General features: G+C 63.9%; 20 protein-coding genes. 16 read left to right on the top strand and 4 right to left on the bottom strand.

The features are described from left to right. The first annotated feature begins 28 nt into the window (after positions 1–28). The 12 genes from VQ065_RS08615 (at position 29) to VQ065_RS08560 (ending at position 7,297) form a co-directional block, all read left to right on the top strand. Positions 29–307, top strand: coding sequence for a hypothetical protein (locus VQ065_RS08615; protein ID WP_057391390.1), 279 nt, complete (start codon positions 29–31; stop codon positions 305–307). A 71-nt stretch (positions 308–378) separates the two neighbouring features. Further along, positions 379–942: a hypothetical protein gene (locus tag VQ065_RS08610; protein ID WP_058161067.1), complete on the top strand. Its 564-nt coding sequence runs from the start codon at positions 379–381 to the stop codon at positions 940–942. Further along, on the top strand, positions 939–1,178 hold the full coding sequence (locus VQ065_RS08605; RefSeq protein WP_033949281.1) for a hypothetical protein: 240 nt from the start codon (positions 939–941) through the stop codon (positions 1,176–1,178). Before VQ065_RS08610 ends, VQ065_RS08605 begins: the two co-directional genes overlap by 4 nt. An 8-nt stretch (positions 1,179–1,186) precedes the next feature. Continuing rightward, on the top strand, positions 1,187–1,747 hold the full coding sequence (locus tag VQ065_RS08600; RefSeq protein ID WP_057391391.1) for a Lar family restriction alleviation protein: 561 nt from the start codon (positions 1,187–1,189) through the stop codon (positions 1,745–1,747). Beyond that, positions 1,744–2,265: a hypothetical protein gene (locus VQ065_RS08595; RefSeq protein WP_057391392.1), complete on the top strand. Its 522-nt coding sequence runs from the start codon at positions 1,744–1,746 to the stop codon at positions 2,263–2,265. Before VQ065_RS08600 ends, VQ065_RS08595 begins: the two co-directional genes overlap by 4 nt. Continuing rightward, positions 2,262–3,047 (top strand): hypothetical protein, encoded by a 786-nt coding sequence (locus VQ065_RS08590; RefSeq protein ID WP_058161070.1) that lies wholly within the window; start codon positions 2,262–2,264, stop codon positions 3,045–3,047. Before VQ065_RS08595 ends, VQ065_RS08590 begins: the two co-directional genes overlap by 4 nt. Continuing rightward, positions 3,044–4,891, top strand: a complete 1,848-nt coding sequence (locus VQ065_RS08585) for a DNA cytosine methyltransferase (protein WP_057391194.1) — start codon at positions 3,044–3,046, stop codon at positions 4,889–4,891. Before VQ065_RS08590 ends, VQ065_RS08585 begins: the two co-directional genes overlap by 4 nt. Beyond that, the gene (locus tag VQ065_RS08580; RefSeq protein WP_034026058.1) at positions 4,888–5,319 is read left to right on the top strand and encodes a hypothetical protein; all 432 of its coding nucleotides are present in this window, start codon (positions 4,888–4,890) and stop codon (positions 5,317–5,319) included. Before VQ065_RS08585 ends, VQ065_RS08580 begins: the two co-directional genes overlap by 4 nt. Continuing rightward, positions 5,306–6,253 (top strand): hypothetical protein, encoded by a 948-nt coding sequence (locus VQ065_RS08575; RefSeq protein WP_228757874.1) that lies wholly within the window; start codon positions 5,306–5,308, stop codon positions 6,251–6,253. Before VQ065_RS08580 ends, VQ065_RS08575 begins: the two co-directional genes overlap by 14 nt. Further along, positions 6,253–6,534: a DUF4031 domain-containing protein gene (locus VQ065_RS08570; RefSeq protein ID WP_031690977.1), complete on the top strand. Its 282-nt coding sequence runs from the start codon at positions 6,253–6,255 to the stop codon at positions 6,532–6,534. The genes VQ065_RS08575 and VQ065_RS08570 overlap by 1 nt, the downstream gene beginning before the upstream one ends. Then, complete coding sequence (locus VQ065_RS08565) at positions 6,527–6,901, top strand: hypothetical protein (protein ID WP_033943748.1); 375 nt, start codon at positions 6,527–6,529, stop codon at positions 6,899–6,901. Before VQ065_RS08570 ends, VQ065_RS08565 begins: the two co-directional genes overlap by 8 nt. Before the next feature lie 111 nt (positions 6,902–7,012). After that, entirely contained in the window at positions 7,013–7,297 is a 285-nt protein-coding gene (locus VQ065_RS08560) for a hypothetical protein (RefSeq protein ID WP_052178651.1), read from the top strand. On the opposite strand, the gene VQ065_RS08555 is transcribed toward VQ065_RS08560, so the two are convergent. Next, positions 7,281–8,912, bottom strand: coding sequence for a recombinase family protein (locus VQ065_RS08555; RefSeq protein WP_033943750.1), 1,632 nt, complete (start codon positions 8,910–8,912; stop codon positions 7,281–7,283). The two genes, VQ065_RS08560 and VQ065_RS08555, sit on opposite strands and share 17 nt — an antisense overlap. Before the next feature lie 28 nt (positions 8,913–8,940). Between VQ065_RS08555 and rimO the strand changes: the two genes are divergently transcribed. The 3 genes from rimO to VQ065_RS08540 all read left to right on the top strand — a co-directional run bounded on the left by rimO (position 8,941) and on the right by VQ065_RS08540 (position 11,183). Then, a complete protein-coding gene (gene rimO, locus VQ065_RS08550) occupies positions 8,941–10,275 on the top strand; it encodes a 30S ribosomal protein S12 methylthiotransferase RimO (RefSeq protein WP_019725859.1) in 1,335 nt (444 codons plus the stop codon). A 61-nt stretch (positions 10,276–10,336) separates the two neighbouring features. Beyond that, positions 10,337–10,798 (top strand): YehS family protein, encoded by a 462-nt coding sequence (locus VQ065_RS08545; RefSeq protein WP_003085999.1) that lies wholly within the window; start codon positions 10,337–10,339, stop codon positions 10,796–10,798. Continuing rightward, the gene (locus tag VQ065_RS08540; RefSeq protein ID WP_003085997.1) at positions 10,791–11,183 is read left to right on the top strand and encodes a hypothetical protein; all 393 of its coding nucleotides are present in this window, start codon (positions 10,791–10,793) and stop codon (positions 11,181–11,183) included. The genes VQ065_RS08545 and VQ065_RS08540 overlap by 8 nt, the downstream gene beginning before the upstream one ends. 49 nt (positions 11,184–11,232) lie before the next feature. On the opposite strand, the gene mgtE is transcribed toward VQ065_RS08540, so the two are convergent. Next, complete coding sequence (gene mgtE / locus VQ065_RS08535; protein WP_003085996.1) at positions 11,233–12,681, bottom strand: magnesium transporter; 1,449 nt, start codon at positions 12,679–12,681, stop codon at positions 11,233–11,235. Positions 12,682–13,007: 326 nt separating this feature from the next. Between mgtE and VQ065_RS08530 the strand changes: the two genes are divergently transcribed. Continuing rightward, positions 13,008–13,523 (top strand): DUF4124 domain-containing protein, encoded by a 516-nt coding sequence (locus tag VQ065_RS08530; RefSeq protein WP_003085993.1) that lies wholly within the window; start codon positions 13,008–13,010, stop codon positions 13,521–13,523. Between the two features lie 45 nt (positions 13,524–13,568). On the opposite strand, the gene VQ065_RS08525 is transcribed toward VQ065_RS08530, so the two are convergent. Further along, positions 13,569–14,054, bottom strand: coding sequence for a hypothetical protein (locus tag VQ065_RS08525; protein ID WP_014603630.1), 486 nt, complete (start codon positions 14,052–14,054; stop codon positions 13,569–13,571). A gap of 52 nt (positions 14,055–14,106) precedes the next feature. Next, positions 14,107–14,610: a phage neck terminator protein gene (locus VQ065_RS08520; RefSeq protein WP_003085991.1), complete on the bottom strand. Its 504-nt coding sequence runs from the start codon at positions 14,608–14,610 to the stop codon at positions 14,107–14,109. Between the last annotated feature and the right edge of the window lie 42 nt (positions 14,611–14,652).

The following is a 14,652-nucleotide window of genomic DNA, read 5'->3' as shown; positions in this document are numbered from 1 at the left end:
GGTCGCGCTGGCCCAAAGCGAGGAAGACATGATCTGGACAGAAGAAGGCCACAAAGCCTACCCCGAACTGGCAGCAGCTCAACGCGCCCTCTACGAAGCGAGGGATCAAAAAAGACTCCTGATGAGAAAAGCATTCCCCGCAGGGAAGCGGGTGCTGATTCGACTCTACAACGGAGAATACACGGGGACGGTCAAGCGCACCGACCTGAACCAGGTCTTCGTGATCAACCCCACAACCGGGGAGACCAACGGCGCCAATCCTCTGCTTGACACTCGCGGAAAGCCTTCGGTCGAGATCATCGACTGATCAACCATCCGCCCTGACGGGCACCACCGGCCGCCACCACCGGCCATCCACCACCAATGGAGAAAGCCACCATGCATACCCAACACATCATTCTCGCGGCCACCACGCTCGCCGCGCTGCTGATCCTGATCTCCACCGCCTACCTTGCCGGGCGCAAGGACAGAAAGAACGCGCAACAGCAGGCGGTCGACGAGGCGCTCTATCTCTGCCGCGTCTCGCACAGCCAGGAACTGACTGCGCTGCATACCGACCTGATCAAGCTGCGCACCAATGCCCAGCGCCTGCAACAGGTCATCGATGAGCAGCAGGAAGAGATCAGCGAACAGAAGGGGCTTCTGCAAACAGCCGAAGCCGAGGCTTCCGAGAAAGAAGCCGAGTTCGTGAGGGCTTATGTGGACCTGTCGAATACGGTCAAGCGGCTCAAGGCCGAGGCCTTGACGGACCAAGAGCAAGACGCCATCCGCACCGCCAGTCGCCTCCTCAGCGGCCACGCTCGACAGTTCCAAAAGACCGGCACCACCAAGCGCAACGCAGACGCCGAGGCCCAACAGCAGCTCGCCGCGATCCTCCAGCGGCTCGCCATCACGAGATTGGCCAGCCAGAGCGCAGACGCCGAAGCGCAGGAGGCGGCATGAACTACTCCAACCTCTCCGCTTCCGACCTGCTGAAGCACCGCAGCCACCACGTCGACAGCCTGACCCGCCTGCGCCGCGCCCGGCCGCAGTGGGACGAGGACGCCGCTCGACGCGCGGAAATCACGATGACCGATATCAGCGACCAGATCCGGGAGATCGACGAGATCCTGCGCCCCAGCGGCTGGGAATCGGTCGACCTCGACTACTCCGGCGACACCGCGCCGATGTGCATGTGAGGCCGACCATGAACCGGATACTCGATATTCTGATTCCCCGCTTCATCACCGAGCGGGTGGCGCTGATCGACGCAAACGGCCAACTCGAAATCGCCTGCGCCCTCTCCAACGTGCGGCCGAACGAGCGGTTCGATGGGATCGCCACCATCCGATCCTTCAACCTGGCGGGCTTCGCCTTGTTCCCCAGGATGGTGGACGGCCCCCACCCATGGCCAGTGCAACTCCATCCGAGCAACAAGGACTCGGCGGATGTGATCAATCTCCCGCCCTGCCCCTGGTGCGAGGGCCCTCCAGTCGTGCTGGTCGCTCGCACGTTCTCACCCTTCGGAACGGTCCGGGAAATGACGACCTACGGCTGCGAGGGCCTGGACGTCGACGCCTATGTGTTCTGCCACGAATGCGGCTGCGAAGGCCCGAAGTGCGAAGACGTGATCTTCAACGCCGAAGACTTCCGCCGCGCGGAACGCGAAGGCGCCCGCCTCTGGTCTGAGCGGACCAGCAGGAACCGGCATCTATTCGACTCGAACGCGGCCGATGGCCACTGCGTCTACCCGAGGAGCGCCCAATGACCGCCCCTATCCCAGCTGGCTGCGTAGCAGCACTCCGCCAGGGCGCCGCCCTGGCACACGCCACCCACAGCACCCAAGCCCCGGCCGCGCAGAAGCGCGGCGGCGGCCTGGCACGTCGCATCCAACTGATCGCCATCGCCCAGGGCCGCCAACCGATGCCCGAGGGTGGCGCTATAGAAAGCCACTGCTGCGCAGCAGCAGGCATATTCCAATCCGACCCTCAGCACACGCCGAAGGCACGCATACCCCACGAAAGGCTGCGCCGGGGCGCGAAGCACATAGCCACGCTTCGCTTAATGACTCGCTCGCCCGCGCAGCTTGTCGAGGGGGGAAAACGCCCACCGAAGCCCACCGATAACGCACTGATCCGCACTCTGTGCGCGCAGATCCGCGAGCAGAACCAAGAGATCGCCGCGCTGCGCATCGCGAACACCGACCTCCTCCAGCGCCTGGAGAAAGCCGAACGTGGCCTGGCCCAGCTCGACATCTTCCACGACACCAAGGAGCCCATCGCATGAGCCAGATCCCAGCCGAGGCGCGCATCGTGGGCCAGTTCAGTTGCGGCGCGGCCTCTGCGGTCGCCGGCAAACTGGCCCTGGCCCAATACGGCGATACCCACGACGTCCAGTTCCTCAATGCCTACCTGGCCAACGAGCATCAGGACAACCGGCGCTTCCTTGCTGACTGCGAGGTCTGGACTGGCCGGAAAATCACGGTGCTGCGCGACGAAAAGTACGGCGCCGACGTGCTCAACGTCTTCCGCCGCGAGCGCTACATGAAGGGCCGCACTGGCGCGCCCTGCACCAAGCTGCTGAAGCGTCGCCTGCTGGACACCTGGAAGCGTCCCGGCGACGTGATGGTGCTCGGCTTCACTGCGGAAGAAGAGCACCGCCTGGACGACTTCCGGGAGCGGAACCCCGACCGCCCGGTGATCGCGCCGCTGATTGAGCGCGGCCTGGGCAAGGAGGACTGCAAAGCCATCATCGCTCGCGCCGGTATCGAACTGCCGGCGATGTACCGCCTGGGCTACGAGAACGCGAACTGCATCGGCTGCGTGAAAGGCGGAGAAGGCTACTTCCGGGCGATCCGGGAGGACTTCCCCGAGCAGTTCGAAGCCCTGTGCAAGGTGCAGGACGAGCTTGGCCCGGGTTCGTACCTCTTCCGGAACCGTAAGACCGGAGAGCGCTACTCGCTCCGCGACCTTCCCGCTGGACCGATCCGCCGCAACGAAGCGATCCCGGCCTGCAGCTTCTTCTGCGAGCTCGCCGAGGCCGACATTATCCATAAGGACCCGGCATGAACGGGCATATCACCTACGGCTCGGTTTGCAGCGGCATCGAGGCCGCGAGCGTGGCGTGGCACATGCTGGGGTTTCGCGCCAGTTGGTTCGCCGAGATCGAACCCTTCCCGTCCGCCGTACTGGCCAACCGCTGGCCCGCGGTACCCAACCTGGGCGACATGACCAAGCTCGCCCGCGAGGTGCTGCTGGGAATCATCGCTGCGCCGCTGATCCTGGTGGGCGGCACGCCGTGCCAGGACTTCTCCGTAGCCGGCATGCGCGCCGGCCTGGCCGGCGAGCGCGGCGCCCTGACAATGAAATTCGTGGAGCTCGCAGATGCAATTGACCATGTTCGACCAGACGGAGACGAGTGCGTCGTCGTCTGGGAAAACGTCCCCGGCGTCCTGTCCGACAAAGGCAACGCGTTCGGCAACTTCCTCGCAGCCCTGGTGGGCGAATCCGAAGCGCTGGAGCCGTCAGGGCCCCGATGGACGAACGCTGGTTGTGTGTATGGACCCCGCCGAGCAGCCGCATGGCGGGTTCTGGATGCCCAATATTTCGGACTGGCCCAACGACGCAAGCGTGTGTTCGTTGTCGCAAGTGCTCGAACAGACTTCGATCCCGCGTCGGTACTTCTTGAGCGCGAAGGCATGCGCCGGGATCATCCGCCGCGCCGAGGCGAGGGGCAAGACCTTGCCGGACACGCTCCTTTCGGCCCTGCGCGCCAGTGCGGCTGCGGGTACCTCTTCGACCTGAGCCTTGGTCAGTGGGGTTGCCCGAACTGCGAGGGCGACGAAGGGCCTGCCGTCGAAGTAATGGCCGGCGTCCCTGCCTTCGGCGGCGAGAACCAGAGCCGGTCTCTATTCCAGGCCGGCGCGCTGACCGCCCATGGCGTTCGGAATGACTTCGCATCCGAGACGTTCTGCGTGGCGCCGACCGTGGCCGGTACTCTGCGCAGCACCGACGGCGGATCGGATGTCGACCATGCCGCAGCGAACCATCTGGTCGCCGGCACTCTCCAGGCCAACGGAAAGGCAGCCGGCAGCGCGACACAACAGGACGCCGAGTCCGGCCTGCTGGTCGTACACGGCACGCAAGATCCTGACGTCGTTCAAGATTGCGCTCACACGCTGGGCAGGAACCACGGCCAGGAAAATGCCGTATTCGACCCGAACCAGATCACCAGCGCGACAAACCGTAGCCAACCCACTCCAGGTCTGTGCCACACCCTGCCGGCATCGAGTCAGCCGCCCATCGCCTTCAGTTGCAAAGACTACGGTGCCGATGCCGGCGGCGTTTCGCCGACTCTACGCGCCATGGGCCACGGTGAGAGCCACGCCAATGCCGGCGGCCAGGTCGCTATCGCATATCCACTGCTTGAGGTCGGCAAGCGGACAGGTAGAAGCACATTTGACCCGCGCGCCGGGCTGGGCGTCGGCGCGGAGAACGATCCGATGTTCACGCTGCAGGCTAGCGCGCAGCACGGCGTCTGCGTCACCGGCGACATCACCCACACCCTGAAAGCAGAAGGCTTCGACGCCAGCGAGGATGGAACTGGGCGCGGCCAGCCGATTGTCGCGGATGTAGCCCCCACGCTCCGATCAGGCAATTTCAGGAACCACAGCAAGCCGGCCACCGAGGCTGACAGCCTGGTAGTTGCCTCGGCAGTGCGTCGCCTCACCCCCCGCGAGTGCGAGCGCCTACAGGGATTCCCCGACGACTACACGCTGATCCCTTGGCGTGGGAAGCCCACTACCGAATGTCCTGACGGCCCACGCTACAAGGCGATTGGCAACAGCAAGGCGGTCCCCGTCGTGCGCTGGATCGGACGGCGCATTCAACAGCAACTGGAGAGAACCGCATGAACACTGAGCAGTTCATTCGGGAGTCCGCCGCGCGCGGGCTTTCCCGGCGCGCCACCCGGCTGGCCTTGGGCATCGGCCCCTGGGTGTTCCGCGAAATGCTGACCCTGATGCCGGATATCGAGTGGCCGGCGAAGGGCCAGTCGCTGGACCACAAGCGGGCCAACTCGCAGAAACGAGGTTACTGCACGCCGGCACTCGCCCGCGCACTGGACCATGCCCGCCAGGCCCGAAAGGACAAGCATACCCACACCGTGCGCGGCCGGACCGGAACCATAGAGGAACTGGTGGGGACGCTGCCGAGCCCTGTCTCGGCTAGCACCGTCCGCAGGCGGCTCGCCGGAGGCATGCCGCTTGAGGAAGCCCTCCTCACCCCAGCGACTCCGCCGTTCAGCAAATACAAACGGGAGAATCCCGATGATCACGAATAATTCAAAGGCTCCTTCATGCACTTGCCCGAGTGGCGACGGGTCGCTGCGCCATCCGTGCCCGGCACATCCTGCGGCGGAGCGACCAGAACTTTGGGCTGTCCATGCCCAGGGGCCGGACGAACTGTACGCAGCATTCACCCGCGAAGACGCGGAGAAACATGCCGCCGAGCTGAACGCCCTGGCGATGCCAGAGGGAATTACGGTCGACGCAGTGGTTGTTTCATCCCCATGGCCGCCTGCCGAGCACTGGCAATACCTGGCCGAACAGGAGCGAGACCACAAGAACGAAATCGCTGTGCGCCTGCGCCAGTTCGAGCGCTTGGAGGATCAGCTGAAAGTCGCCCAGGCCGAAGTCGAAGCACTGCGGGCGGAGCTTCAATCTCAACGAGAGCGCAACACCGAGCTGATCTTCAAGCTCGGTAGCGCAACGAACGGCTGGGGGCGCTGCGAAAAAGAGCGCGACGCCGCCCAGGCCAAGCTGGCCGAACTGGAAAAGCAGGAGCCGGTAGCGGCTGTCTCGGAAGAGACATTCAGCGCTAACGGAACGAGTGACATCATCACTCGCAACTTGCCCATCGGAACGACGCTCTACGCCGCCCCAGTAGCCCCGGCTCAGCACAGCGTGCCTCAAGCATGGCTCGACGTACAGGCAGAGCGCCGCCGGCAGATCACCGCCGAGGGATGGACGCCGGAGCACGACGACGAGCACAGCCACGGCCAGATGGCTCGCGCCGCCGCCTGCTACGCCCTGGCCGGCTCCAGCGCTCCGAACGATGGAACCGCTGCCCTGCTGGTGTCGCTGGCATGGCCCTGGGATGAACAGTGGTGGAAGCCGACCAGTACACGCCGCGACCTGGTCAAGGCCTGCGCCCTGGCGCTGGCCGAGATCGAGCGCCTGGACCGCGCCGCCGAGCGCGGCAAGGATGGGGTGTGATGGCCGTTTACGTCGACGACATGAACGCAACCTTTGGCCGCATGAAGATGTGCCACATGCTCGCGGACACGACCGAGGAACTGCTCGCAATGGCAGACAAGATCGGTGTTCAGCGGAAGTGGATTCAGCATGCCGGGACCATCAAGGAGCACTTCGATATCTGCCTGTCGAAGAAATCAGCAGCTCTCGCAGCCGGGGCCGTGGCTATCACGTACCCCGACGGCGTAGCAGAGATCATGAAGCGGCGCCGAGTAGCCAGCAAGGAGGTAGGTCATGAGTGAGCTTCAGCGATACAGGGCAACCGTTGGAAACAAAGCAAGCGACCGTAGGGAATGGGTATATCTCTGCATCGATGTTGACGAAGTAATTAGTGACGCTATGCAGCAAGCGCGAGAGGCGAAGCTGTTCAAGGTCTCCCTGGCGGAAGCTGTAGACAAGATCGTCACACTCGAAGCCGAGGCCCAGGCGCTCAGGGAGGAAGTCGCGCGCGGAAACCGGATCATCTGCGCCATGGCGCTGGACCTTGCTGCCGTTGGCGAGGCGCTGGGAATCCCCGCAGAGCAACAGGAAGGTGGCGCCGGTGAGATCATCGAAGCCATTCAAGCGCTTCAGGAAGAGCTGGGCCGGGGAGGGCCACGCGATGCGTAGAGCGCTGACCGCCCTCGGACTGATCGCCACCCTGGGCCTGGCCGCAGTGTTCGCAGCGGAGGTATTCCCGATCCTCCGCACGCTGGCGGCATGGCAAGTGGGGTGCCACTGATGAGCGAAATGTACCCAAACCCCGAAATGCCGAATGCCATCATCAGCGCCAACTCTAGCAGCGGTTTCGTCGCCACAACCCGCGACGGCAAGCCGCTACGCATGGCTCTAGTGGACGAAGAAGGCAACATCATCGAAGCGGGCGACCCGGTACGCTGGGCAGCCTGGCGGGTCTGCACCGAGACGCTAGAGAACCTCTGGCAGTGTGAGGGCTGGCTAGTAGTCCACAGCAGCCCTCCAGGCGACCCCGAGGTGATCACCCGCTTGATCAAGGCCGCCGCGTAGTTGGCCGGTCGGCCCCCTCCTTCCAGACTCCCGTCCGCCGGTCAACGCGAATCCAGCGCGTTTGGCCGGCACGGGACTTCATCATGACGTCAATGTACCGCCCCTTCGGGTTCGGTATCACACCACGCATGTACACCACCAGGGTCTCGAAGGTATCCATAACCAGTTGCCGCGCCTGCTCCCTCGCGTCAACATCGGCCATCGATTTTGCCCGCTCCGCCAACTCTGCCCATTTTGACGCCCCAGCCGCAGGGGCTGAAGCGGACTTCGCCACCAACTCCTGCTCCAACGCCTGGACTGCCGATCGACGTCTTTCCAGATCCTCCTCCAACTCGCGCGCCTTGCGTACGAACGCCAACGGCGCCGCACCACTGTCGTCCGCCAACAGCGCATCGGTTACGCGCTCCAACTGGCGCTCGATCTCAGCAACGCCTTTTTGCGCCTCGACCAGGCGCGGCCGCAGATCCTCGCCGGCCGACGTCGGCTCAAGTAGGCGCTGAAGGTTCATCTGGTCAGAACAGTAAGCGAGCACGGCGCGCTCAATCGGTACCGAGCTACAGCTCCCCCCATTACACCCGCCATTCTTGCTGTAGCTGACGCAGTGAAGGCGCCGGTGGCCATCCTCAAGTGAACCGTCAGACTTCACTCGCTGCATGAGATTCTGGGCTACCAGCGCAGTACCACAGTAGCCACATCGAGTTATGCCTATACCGGTCACGATGCCAACAATCTCGTCCTTCCCACGACGCCGATAGCGCTGGCCTACCAATGTCTCCAGTTCGGAAAACTCCTCATCGGACAACAGCCGTGGATAGTAGTCCTCCAGCATGAAGTCCTCGCCATCGATGGAGATCCGCTTGGCACCTCGCAATGCGGGCAAACGCACCAACCGGTATACCTGCTGCGCCGCAATACCCCAGTCGCTCAGCACCATCCCCTTTTCATGCATCAGGCGAACCAGCCGAGCAGCCCCAATACCGGATCGATATGCATCTAGAGCAAAGCGTACCGCCTCGACGCGCTCGGGAATGAACTGCCAAGAATCACCGTCCCAGGCCAGCCACTGCGGATCCTTGCCACTCACAATGCGACCACGATAGGAGCCGGTAACCCATCCTTCGCACTGCCGCCGTACTGCGGCCTTCACCCGCTTGCTTTTTGTATCGGATTCCTCATGCGCCCGAATCATCACCAAGAGCGAATACACCAGGTTCATCGGCTCGGCCTTGAGCCCTTCCCTGTTGTATTCGCGGCCGTCGCTTGCCGTCACGACCGTAATGCCGGCGTTCACGATCTGGCCAAGCTGCGCCTGCGCAAGAAGTGGCTCTGCTCGACTCAGACGGTCCAGTCCCTCAACGATCAAGACAGACCCTGCCGGGATGCGTCCCTCATCGACGGCCCTGAGGAACGCACCCAAGGCGCCCTGCTTTACGTGTGTTTCGTGGTACGCCGAAAGCCCTTCGTCACGCAGAGTCAACGTGGCATCCAGCTCCATACCATGCTTAGAGGCCCAGGCCGAGGCATACGCTAACTGACGGTCGGCGCTACTCCCGGTCGCCTGCCGGGGATCGGAAAACCTCAAATAGCTGTATACTCGCGCGCCGTTTTTTCCCATACCGTGATTCCTGAGGCACCTAAAACTAATGAATTCTCAAAAAGAGCATAAGGCCCCTAGTATAGGATGGGTTTCGTTAGGGTGCCCCAAGGCGCTGGTCGACTCCGAGCGCATCCTCACCCAGCTGCGCATGGAAGGCTATGAGGTCGTCCCGACCTACGAAGACGCCGACGTCGTGGTGGTCAACACCTGCGGTTTCATCGACAGCGCCAAGGCCGAGTCCCTGGAAGTGATCGGCGAAGCCATCGCCGAGAACGGCAAGGTCATCGTCACCGGCTGCATGGGCGTGGAAGAGCACGCGATCCGCGACGTGCATCCCAGCGTCCTGGCGGTCACCGGCCCGCAACAGTACGAGCAGGTGGTTACCGCGGTGCACGAAGTGGTGCCGCCGAAGACCGAACACAACCCGCTGGTCGACCTGGTCCCGCCGCAAGGCGTCAAGCTGACCCCACGCCACTACGCCTACCTGAAGATTTCCGAAGGCTGCAACCACAGCTGCAGCTTCTGCATCATCCCGTCCATGCGCGGCAAGCTGGTCAGCCGGCCGGTCGGCGACGTGCTGAGCGAGGCCGAGCGCCTGGTCAAGGCCGGGGTCAAGGAACTCCTGGTGATTTCCCAGGACACCAGCGCCTACGGCGTGGACCTGAAGTACAAGACCGACTTCTGGAACGGCCAGCCGGTCAAGACCCGCATGAAGGAACTCTGCGAGGCGCTGAGCAGCATGGGCGTGTGGGTTCGCCTGCACTACGTCTACCCGTACCCCAACGTCGACGACGTGATCCCGCTGATGGCCGCCGGCAAGCTCCTGCCGTACCTCGACATCCCCTTCCAGCACGCCAGCCCGAAGGTGCTCAAGGCCATGAAGCGCCCGGCCTTCGAGGACAAGACCCTGGCCCGGATCAAGCAGTGGCGCGAGATCTGCCCGGAACTGACCATCCGCTCGACCTTCATCGTCGGCTTCCCGGGCGAAACCGAAGAAGACTTCCAGTACCTGCTCGACTGGCTGACGGAAGCCCAGCTCGACCGCGTCGGCTGCTTCCAGTACTCCCCCGTCGAAGGCGCTCCGGCCAACGAGCTGGGCCTGGAGCCGGTGCCGGACGAGGTCAAGCAGGACCGCTGGGAACGCTTCATGGCCCACCAGCAGGCGATTTCCGCCGCTCGCCTGCAGCTCAAGGTGGGCAAGGAAATCGAAGTGCTGATCGACGAAGTCGACGAACAGGGCGCGGTCGGCCGCTCCTGGGCCGACGCTCCGGAAATCGACGGCAACGTGTTCGTCGACAGCGACGAGCTGAAGCCGGGCGACAAGGTCCGCGTGCGCATCACCGATGCCGACGAGTACGACCTCTGGGCCGAGCTGGTCTGAGCCCCCCTGAAGAGCCCCGCCCCGCGGGGCTTTTTCATCGCCAACCGTTCCGGAGAGCACGATGCTCAACAACGACGTACTACGCAGCCTGCGCTACCTGCTGGATCTTCCCGATGCACATCTGGCCGAACTGGCCGCCCCGTTCGGCGAGCAAGTCGAAGCGGACCTGCTCGAGGCTTACCTGAAGAAGGAAGACGAAGACGGCTTCCAGGCCTGCCCCGACCGCTACCTGGCGCGCTGCCTGGACGGACTGATCATCCAGCGCCGCGGTCGCGACGAGTCGCGTCCGCTACCGCCGCTGGAGCTGCCGTTGAGCAACAACATGATCCTGAAGAAGCTGCGGGTCGCCTTCGAACTCAAGGAGGAAGACCTCCATGCCATCCTCGCCAGCGTCGACTTCCCGGTCTCCAAACCCGAGCTGAGCGCCCTGTTTCGCAAGCCCGGCCACAGCAACTACCGGACCTGCGGCGACCAGTTGCTGCGCAACTTCCTCAAGGGCCTGACCCTGCGCGTCCGTGGCTGAACGCGCGGAGCCGCTGCTGGCGGTTCTGCTCCAGGCGCCGCCCTGCGTCGACCCCTGGTTCCTGGAGTGCCGCCAGGATCGCGCCGGCCTCACCATCCTCGTCCGCGACCTCGCCAACCAGCGCACCTGGCGCGTCGAGTTCGTCGAAGTCGAAGGCCTGCGCCAGCTCGACGCTGCCGACCTGCTGGAATTCTGGCCAGCCTGTGCGGCGTCCGAGGGTTGGCTGTACCGGGTCGAGCAAGGCGGCTGGCTGGACCAGGAATGCCGTCGCGAGGGCTTCGTCGCCCGCGAGACCAAGGCCGTCGACGAGTATTTCGTCAATGGCGGCGATCGCTGCCTGAGCGTGCTGTCCTGGTCGCCACCAAAGGTTTCCCCGCTGATCTGACCGCCATGAAAAAAGCCGCCCGTGGGCGGCTTCTTGCATGGCGCTCCGGCTACATCAGGAAGATCGTCGCCAGGCCGAGGAAGATGAAGAAACCGCCGCTGTCGGTCATCGCAGTGATCATCACGCTGGAGCCCATCGCCGGATCGCGTCCGAAACGATGCAGGGTCATCGGGATCAGCACTCCCATCATCGCCGCCAGCAGCAGGTTCAGGGTCATCGCGGCGGTCATCACCACGCCCAGTTCCCAGTTGCCGTAAAGATAGAAGGCCACCACGCCGATCACTCCGCCCCACGCCAGGCCGTTGACCAGCGCGACGCCAAGCTCCTTGCGCAGCAGGCGGTTGCGACTGTTGCTGGTCGGCTGTACCTGGTCGAGCGCGATGGCGCGGACGATCATGGTGATGGTCTGGTTGCCGGAGTTGCCACCGATGCCGGCAACGATCGGCATCAGCGCGGCCAGCGCCACCAGTTTCTCGATGGAGCCTTCGAACAGGCCGATCACCCGCGAGGCGACGAAGGCGGTGATCAGGTTGGTGGCCAGCCAGGCCCAGCGGTTGCGCACCGACTTCCAGACCGAGGCGAAGATGTCTTCTTCTTCACGCAGACCGGCCATGTTGAGGACTTCGCTTTCGCTCTCCTCACGGATCAGGTCGACCATCTCGTCGATGGTCAGACGACCGATCAGCTTGCCGCCCTTGTCCACCACCGGCGCGGAAATCAGGTCGTAACGCTCGAATGCCTGGGCGGCGTCGTAGCCGTCCTCGTCCGGGTGGAAGGTCACCGGGTCGGTGGCCATGACTTCCAGCACTTGCTTGTCCGGATCGTTGACCAGCAGGCGCTTGATCGGCAGCACGCCCTTGAGCACGCCGTCGTAGTCGACCACGAACAGTTTGTCGGTATGCCCGGGCAGTTCCTTCAGGCGGCGCAGGTAGCGCAGCACCACTTCCAGGCTGACGTCCTCGCGGATGGTGACCATCTCGAAGTCCATCAGCGCGCCGACCTGGTCCTCCTCGTAGGACAGCGCCGAACGCACTCGCTCGCGCTGCTGCGCGTCGAGGCTTTCCATCAGTTCATGGACCACGTCGCGCGGCAGTTCCGGCGCCAGGTCGGCGAGTTCGTCGGCGTCCAGGTCCTTGGTCGCGGCGATGATCTCGTGGTCGTCCATGTCCGCGATCAGGGTTTCCCGGACCGCGTCGGAGACTTCGAGGAGAATGTCGCCGTCGTCCTCGGACTTGACCAGTTGCCAGACCGTCAGACGGTCGTCCAGCGGCAGCGATTCGAGGATGTGGGCGATGTCGGCGGGGTGCAGTTCCTCCAGCTTGCGCTGGAGTTCTACGAGATTCTGGCGGTGGACGAGGTTTTCCACCCGGTCATGGTGCTGGCCTTCCTGACGATGGGTCAGGTCCTCCACCACCTTGTGGCGATGCAGCAGCTCGACCACCTGCGCTAGGCGGTCCTGCAGGCTTTCCTGCGGCTTCTTGGCTTCTACTTCGGTCATAGCGCGCTCCACCCCCAGTAGCGGAGCACGCCAAAGGGGTCAATCAGAAACGTGATTGGTCAAACGGGAAACTGTTCGAGTTTCTACTGGGTAAGTCCATGGGGGTGTTCCAAGGGCCCTCTCGGGGCAGATACGGATAATGATAACACTCCGCTTGCGTTTTGCGCGTTACAAAATGGCGGCAAGAACAAGCGCTTGCGGCACAAAGTTCATCGTCACTCGACGCCTGACTGCGACGCCGGAAATTTCACTCAGGACACTCGGCCCCGCGGAAAAAGGCAACGCGTTAGCCTGCACTCACCCTTATCCGACCCGGAGTGCCGGCCATGCGTTCCCTGTCCCTCCTTCTCCTCCTCTCGCTGGCGTCCACCTGCGAGGCCGCTGCGGTATTCCGCTGCGAAGACGCCAGCGGCCATGTCAGCTTCACCCAACTCGGTTGCCCCGCCGGGCAGGCCGGCGAGACCGTCGTGGCGGACAACCCGCCGCCGGGAGGCAGGAGTGTCACGCCGATGGCCGAGACGAAGACGAAAAAGGCGTCCATCGGCCGGAAAAGCGTGCCGCTCGCGGTGATCGGAGAAAGAGAAGATCGCTGCAGCAGACGCCTGGACGAGAAGGAACGCCGCAAGGCGATCGTGGAGCAGCGAATAATGGCGGGAATGACCCGCTCCGATGTGGAGCGGGCGCTGGGCAAGCCGGACCGGGTCAGCGGGAACAATGCGGAGGTGCGTTATCAGTACAAGGCCGACAAGCGACGGGGAGCGAGAAGCGTGAGCTTCGATCAGGAGGGATGCGTGAAGGGAAAGGGAAGGTACCGGGTGGAGCGAGTCGATCCCGGGAGCTAAGGCCGGGCCGACCTCATACCGATGAAAGCAGGACCGGCATCGCCTTTAGCGTGCCGGGCAGGGTGTCGCCCTGCCCGCATGGAAAAGACGGACGACAGTCTTCAGCAACCTACCGCCTGCCCGCCGCGCACGCCTCTGGCTGGCGGTTATGGTCAGGCTCAATCCTCTTTCTGCGGTTCGCCGGGCAACAACGCGCGTGATGAACAGACCGCGATACAGGTGGAATCCCGTTTGCACGTCCACCGTTTCGGAAGCGCCTTGCAGTGAAGTCAAGGCAGCGATGCCCTTGCGCACACGGCACTCGTTCAACGCGCGGCTGCCTACCTCCATCGGCAGCAAGGAGGGCAACGGCTCGCCAGCGGGCGCATGGTCGACAATGCTGCCGACGATGGTGATGAGCTGGTCGCCGCGCGCGCTGACGGCAGCCTCTTGCCCCGTCTCGACGACACTCCCGGCAGCCTGCGCGAGGTTTTCGGAAATCACCGCATCCAGGCGAACGATGCCGACGCGACGACTGATCAACATGACCATGGTTCTCTCCTTTATGTATGGATGGCATCGCTACGATGCATCGCAACGACCTCTAGGAAGCCGTTCCACCCGTCCCCCCGGAGGCCTGTCCGGAAGCGGTGCGCTCGAGGTCGACGAGCAGCACGTGTTCGTGAGCGAGAACAAGGTCGAAACGAGCCTGCCCCAGCGCCTGGCCATCCTGCACGACGGACAGGTTTTCGATAGGCGTCAGGCGCAGCAGGCTGGCCTTCAGCACGCGCAGGCGCTCGCCGGCATTGCCTGACTGCAGCAGGCAGCGGGCATCCTGCAGGTACTGGTGCGCCTCGGGACCATGCCAGGTCAGGCGAAAGATGCTCTCGCAACTGGCCAGCAGGGACTCCTGCTCGCCACTGGCGGAAAACTCCCGCCGCACCTTGCCAAGCAGGCTCGAGGACTCCAGGCGCAAGGTCATGAAGGGGATGGCCGGCGGGGCCAGCAGTTGATCGGCATCGACGACGCTGCCGGCGGGCAGGCCGAACAACTGCCGCAACGTTTCGCGCAGGGCGGCGTGATCCAGGCGCACGGTTGCACTGGACATGGCGAACTCCTTTTTCAGGATGGATGGATGACGGACAGGCAC

The organism is Pseudomonas sp. KBN10P06128, from assembly GCF_037574945.1.
Classification (GTDB): domain Bacteria; phylum Pseudomonadota; class Gammaproteobacteria; order Pseudomonadales; family Pseudomonadaceae; genus Pseudomonas; species Pseudomonas aeruginosa.
This window is presented reverse-complemented; position numbering and strand designations above follow the sequence as displayed.

What these genes read in the sequence shown, in the direction of transcription:
- VQ065_RS08580 (WP_034026058.1), top strand. Translation starts at nt 4,888, where the DNA reads ATGAACACTGAGCAGTTCATTCGGGAGTCCGCCGCGCGCGGGCTTTCC.
- VQ065_RS08605 (WP_033949281.1), top strand. Translation starts at nt 939, where the DNA reads ATGAACTACTCCAACCTCTCCGCTTCCGACCTGCTGAAGCACCGCAGC.
- VQ065_RS08610 (WP_058161067.1), top strand. Translation starts at nt 379, where the DNA reads ATGCATACCCAACACATCATTCTCGCGGCCACCACGCTCGCCGCGCTG.
- rimO (WP_019725859.1), top strand. Translation starts at nt 8,941, where the DNA reads ATGAATTCTCAAAAAGAGCATAAGGCCCCTAGTATAGGATGGGTTTCG.
- VQ065_RS08595 (WP_057391392.1), top strand. Translation starts at nt 1,744, where the DNA reads ATGACCGCCCCTATCCCAGCTGGCTGCGTAGCAGCACTCCGCCAGGGC.
- VQ065_RS08570 (WP_031690977.1), top strand. Translation starts at nt 6,253, where the DNA reads ATGGCCGTTTACGTCGACGACATGAACGCAACCTTTGGCCGCATGAAG.
- VQ065_RS08525 (WP_014603630.1), bottom strand. Translation starts at nt 14,054, where the DNA reads ATGGTCATGTTGATCAGTCGTCGCGTCGGCATCGTTCGCCTGGATGCG.
- VQ065_RS08560 (WP_052178651.1), top strand. Translation starts at nt 7,013, where the DNA reads ATGAGCGAAATGTACCCAAACCCCGAAATGCCGAATGCCATCATCAGC.
- VQ065_RS08555 (WP_033943750.1), bottom strand. Translation starts at nt 8,912, where the DNA reads ATGGGAAAAAACGGCGCGCGAGTATACAGCTATTTGAGGTTTTCCGAT.
- VQ065_RS08590 (WP_058161070.1), top strand. Translation starts at nt 2,262, where the DNA reads ATGAGCCAGATCCCAGCCGAGGCGCGCATCGTGGGCCAGTTCAGTTGC.
- VQ065_RS08615 (WP_057391390.1), top strand. Translation starts at nt 29, where the DNA reads ATGATCTGGACAGAAGAAGGCCACAAAGCCTACCCCGAACTGGCAGCA.
- VQ065_RS08545 (WP_003085999.1), top strand. Translation starts at nt 10,337, where the DNA reads ATGCTCAACAACGACGTACTACGCAGCCTGCGCTACCTGCTGGATCTT.
- VQ065_RS08530 (WP_003085993.1), top strand. Translation starts at nt 13,008, where the DNA reads ATGCGTTCCCTGTCCCTCCTTCTCCTCCTCTCGCTGGCGTCCACCTGC.
- VQ065_RS08575 (WP_228757874.1), top strand. Translation starts at nt 5,306, where the DNA reads ATGATCACGAATAATTCAAAGGCTCCTTCATGCACTTGCCCGAGTGGC.
- VQ065_RS08565 (WP_033943748.1), top strand. Translation starts at nt 6,527, where the DNA reads ATGAGTGAGCTTCAGCGATACAGGGCAACCGTTGGAAACAAAGCAAGC.
- VQ065_RS08600 (WP_057391391.1), top strand. Translation starts at nt 1,187, where the DNA reads ATGAACCGGATACTCGATATTCTGATTCCCCGCTTCATCACCGAGCGG.
- mgtE (WP_003085996.1), bottom strand. Translation starts at nt 12,681, where the DNA reads ATGACCGAAGTAGAAGCCAAGAAGCCGCAGGAAAGCCTGCAGGACCGC.
- VQ065_RS08520 (WP_003085991.1), bottom strand. Translation starts at nt 14,610, where the DNA reads ATGTCCAGTGCAACCGTGCGCCTGGATCACGCCGCCCTGCGCGAAACG.
- VQ065_RS08585 (WP_057391194.1), top strand. Translation starts at nt 3,044, where the DNA reads ATGAACGGGCATATCACCTACGGCTCGGTTTGCAGCGGCATCGAGGCC.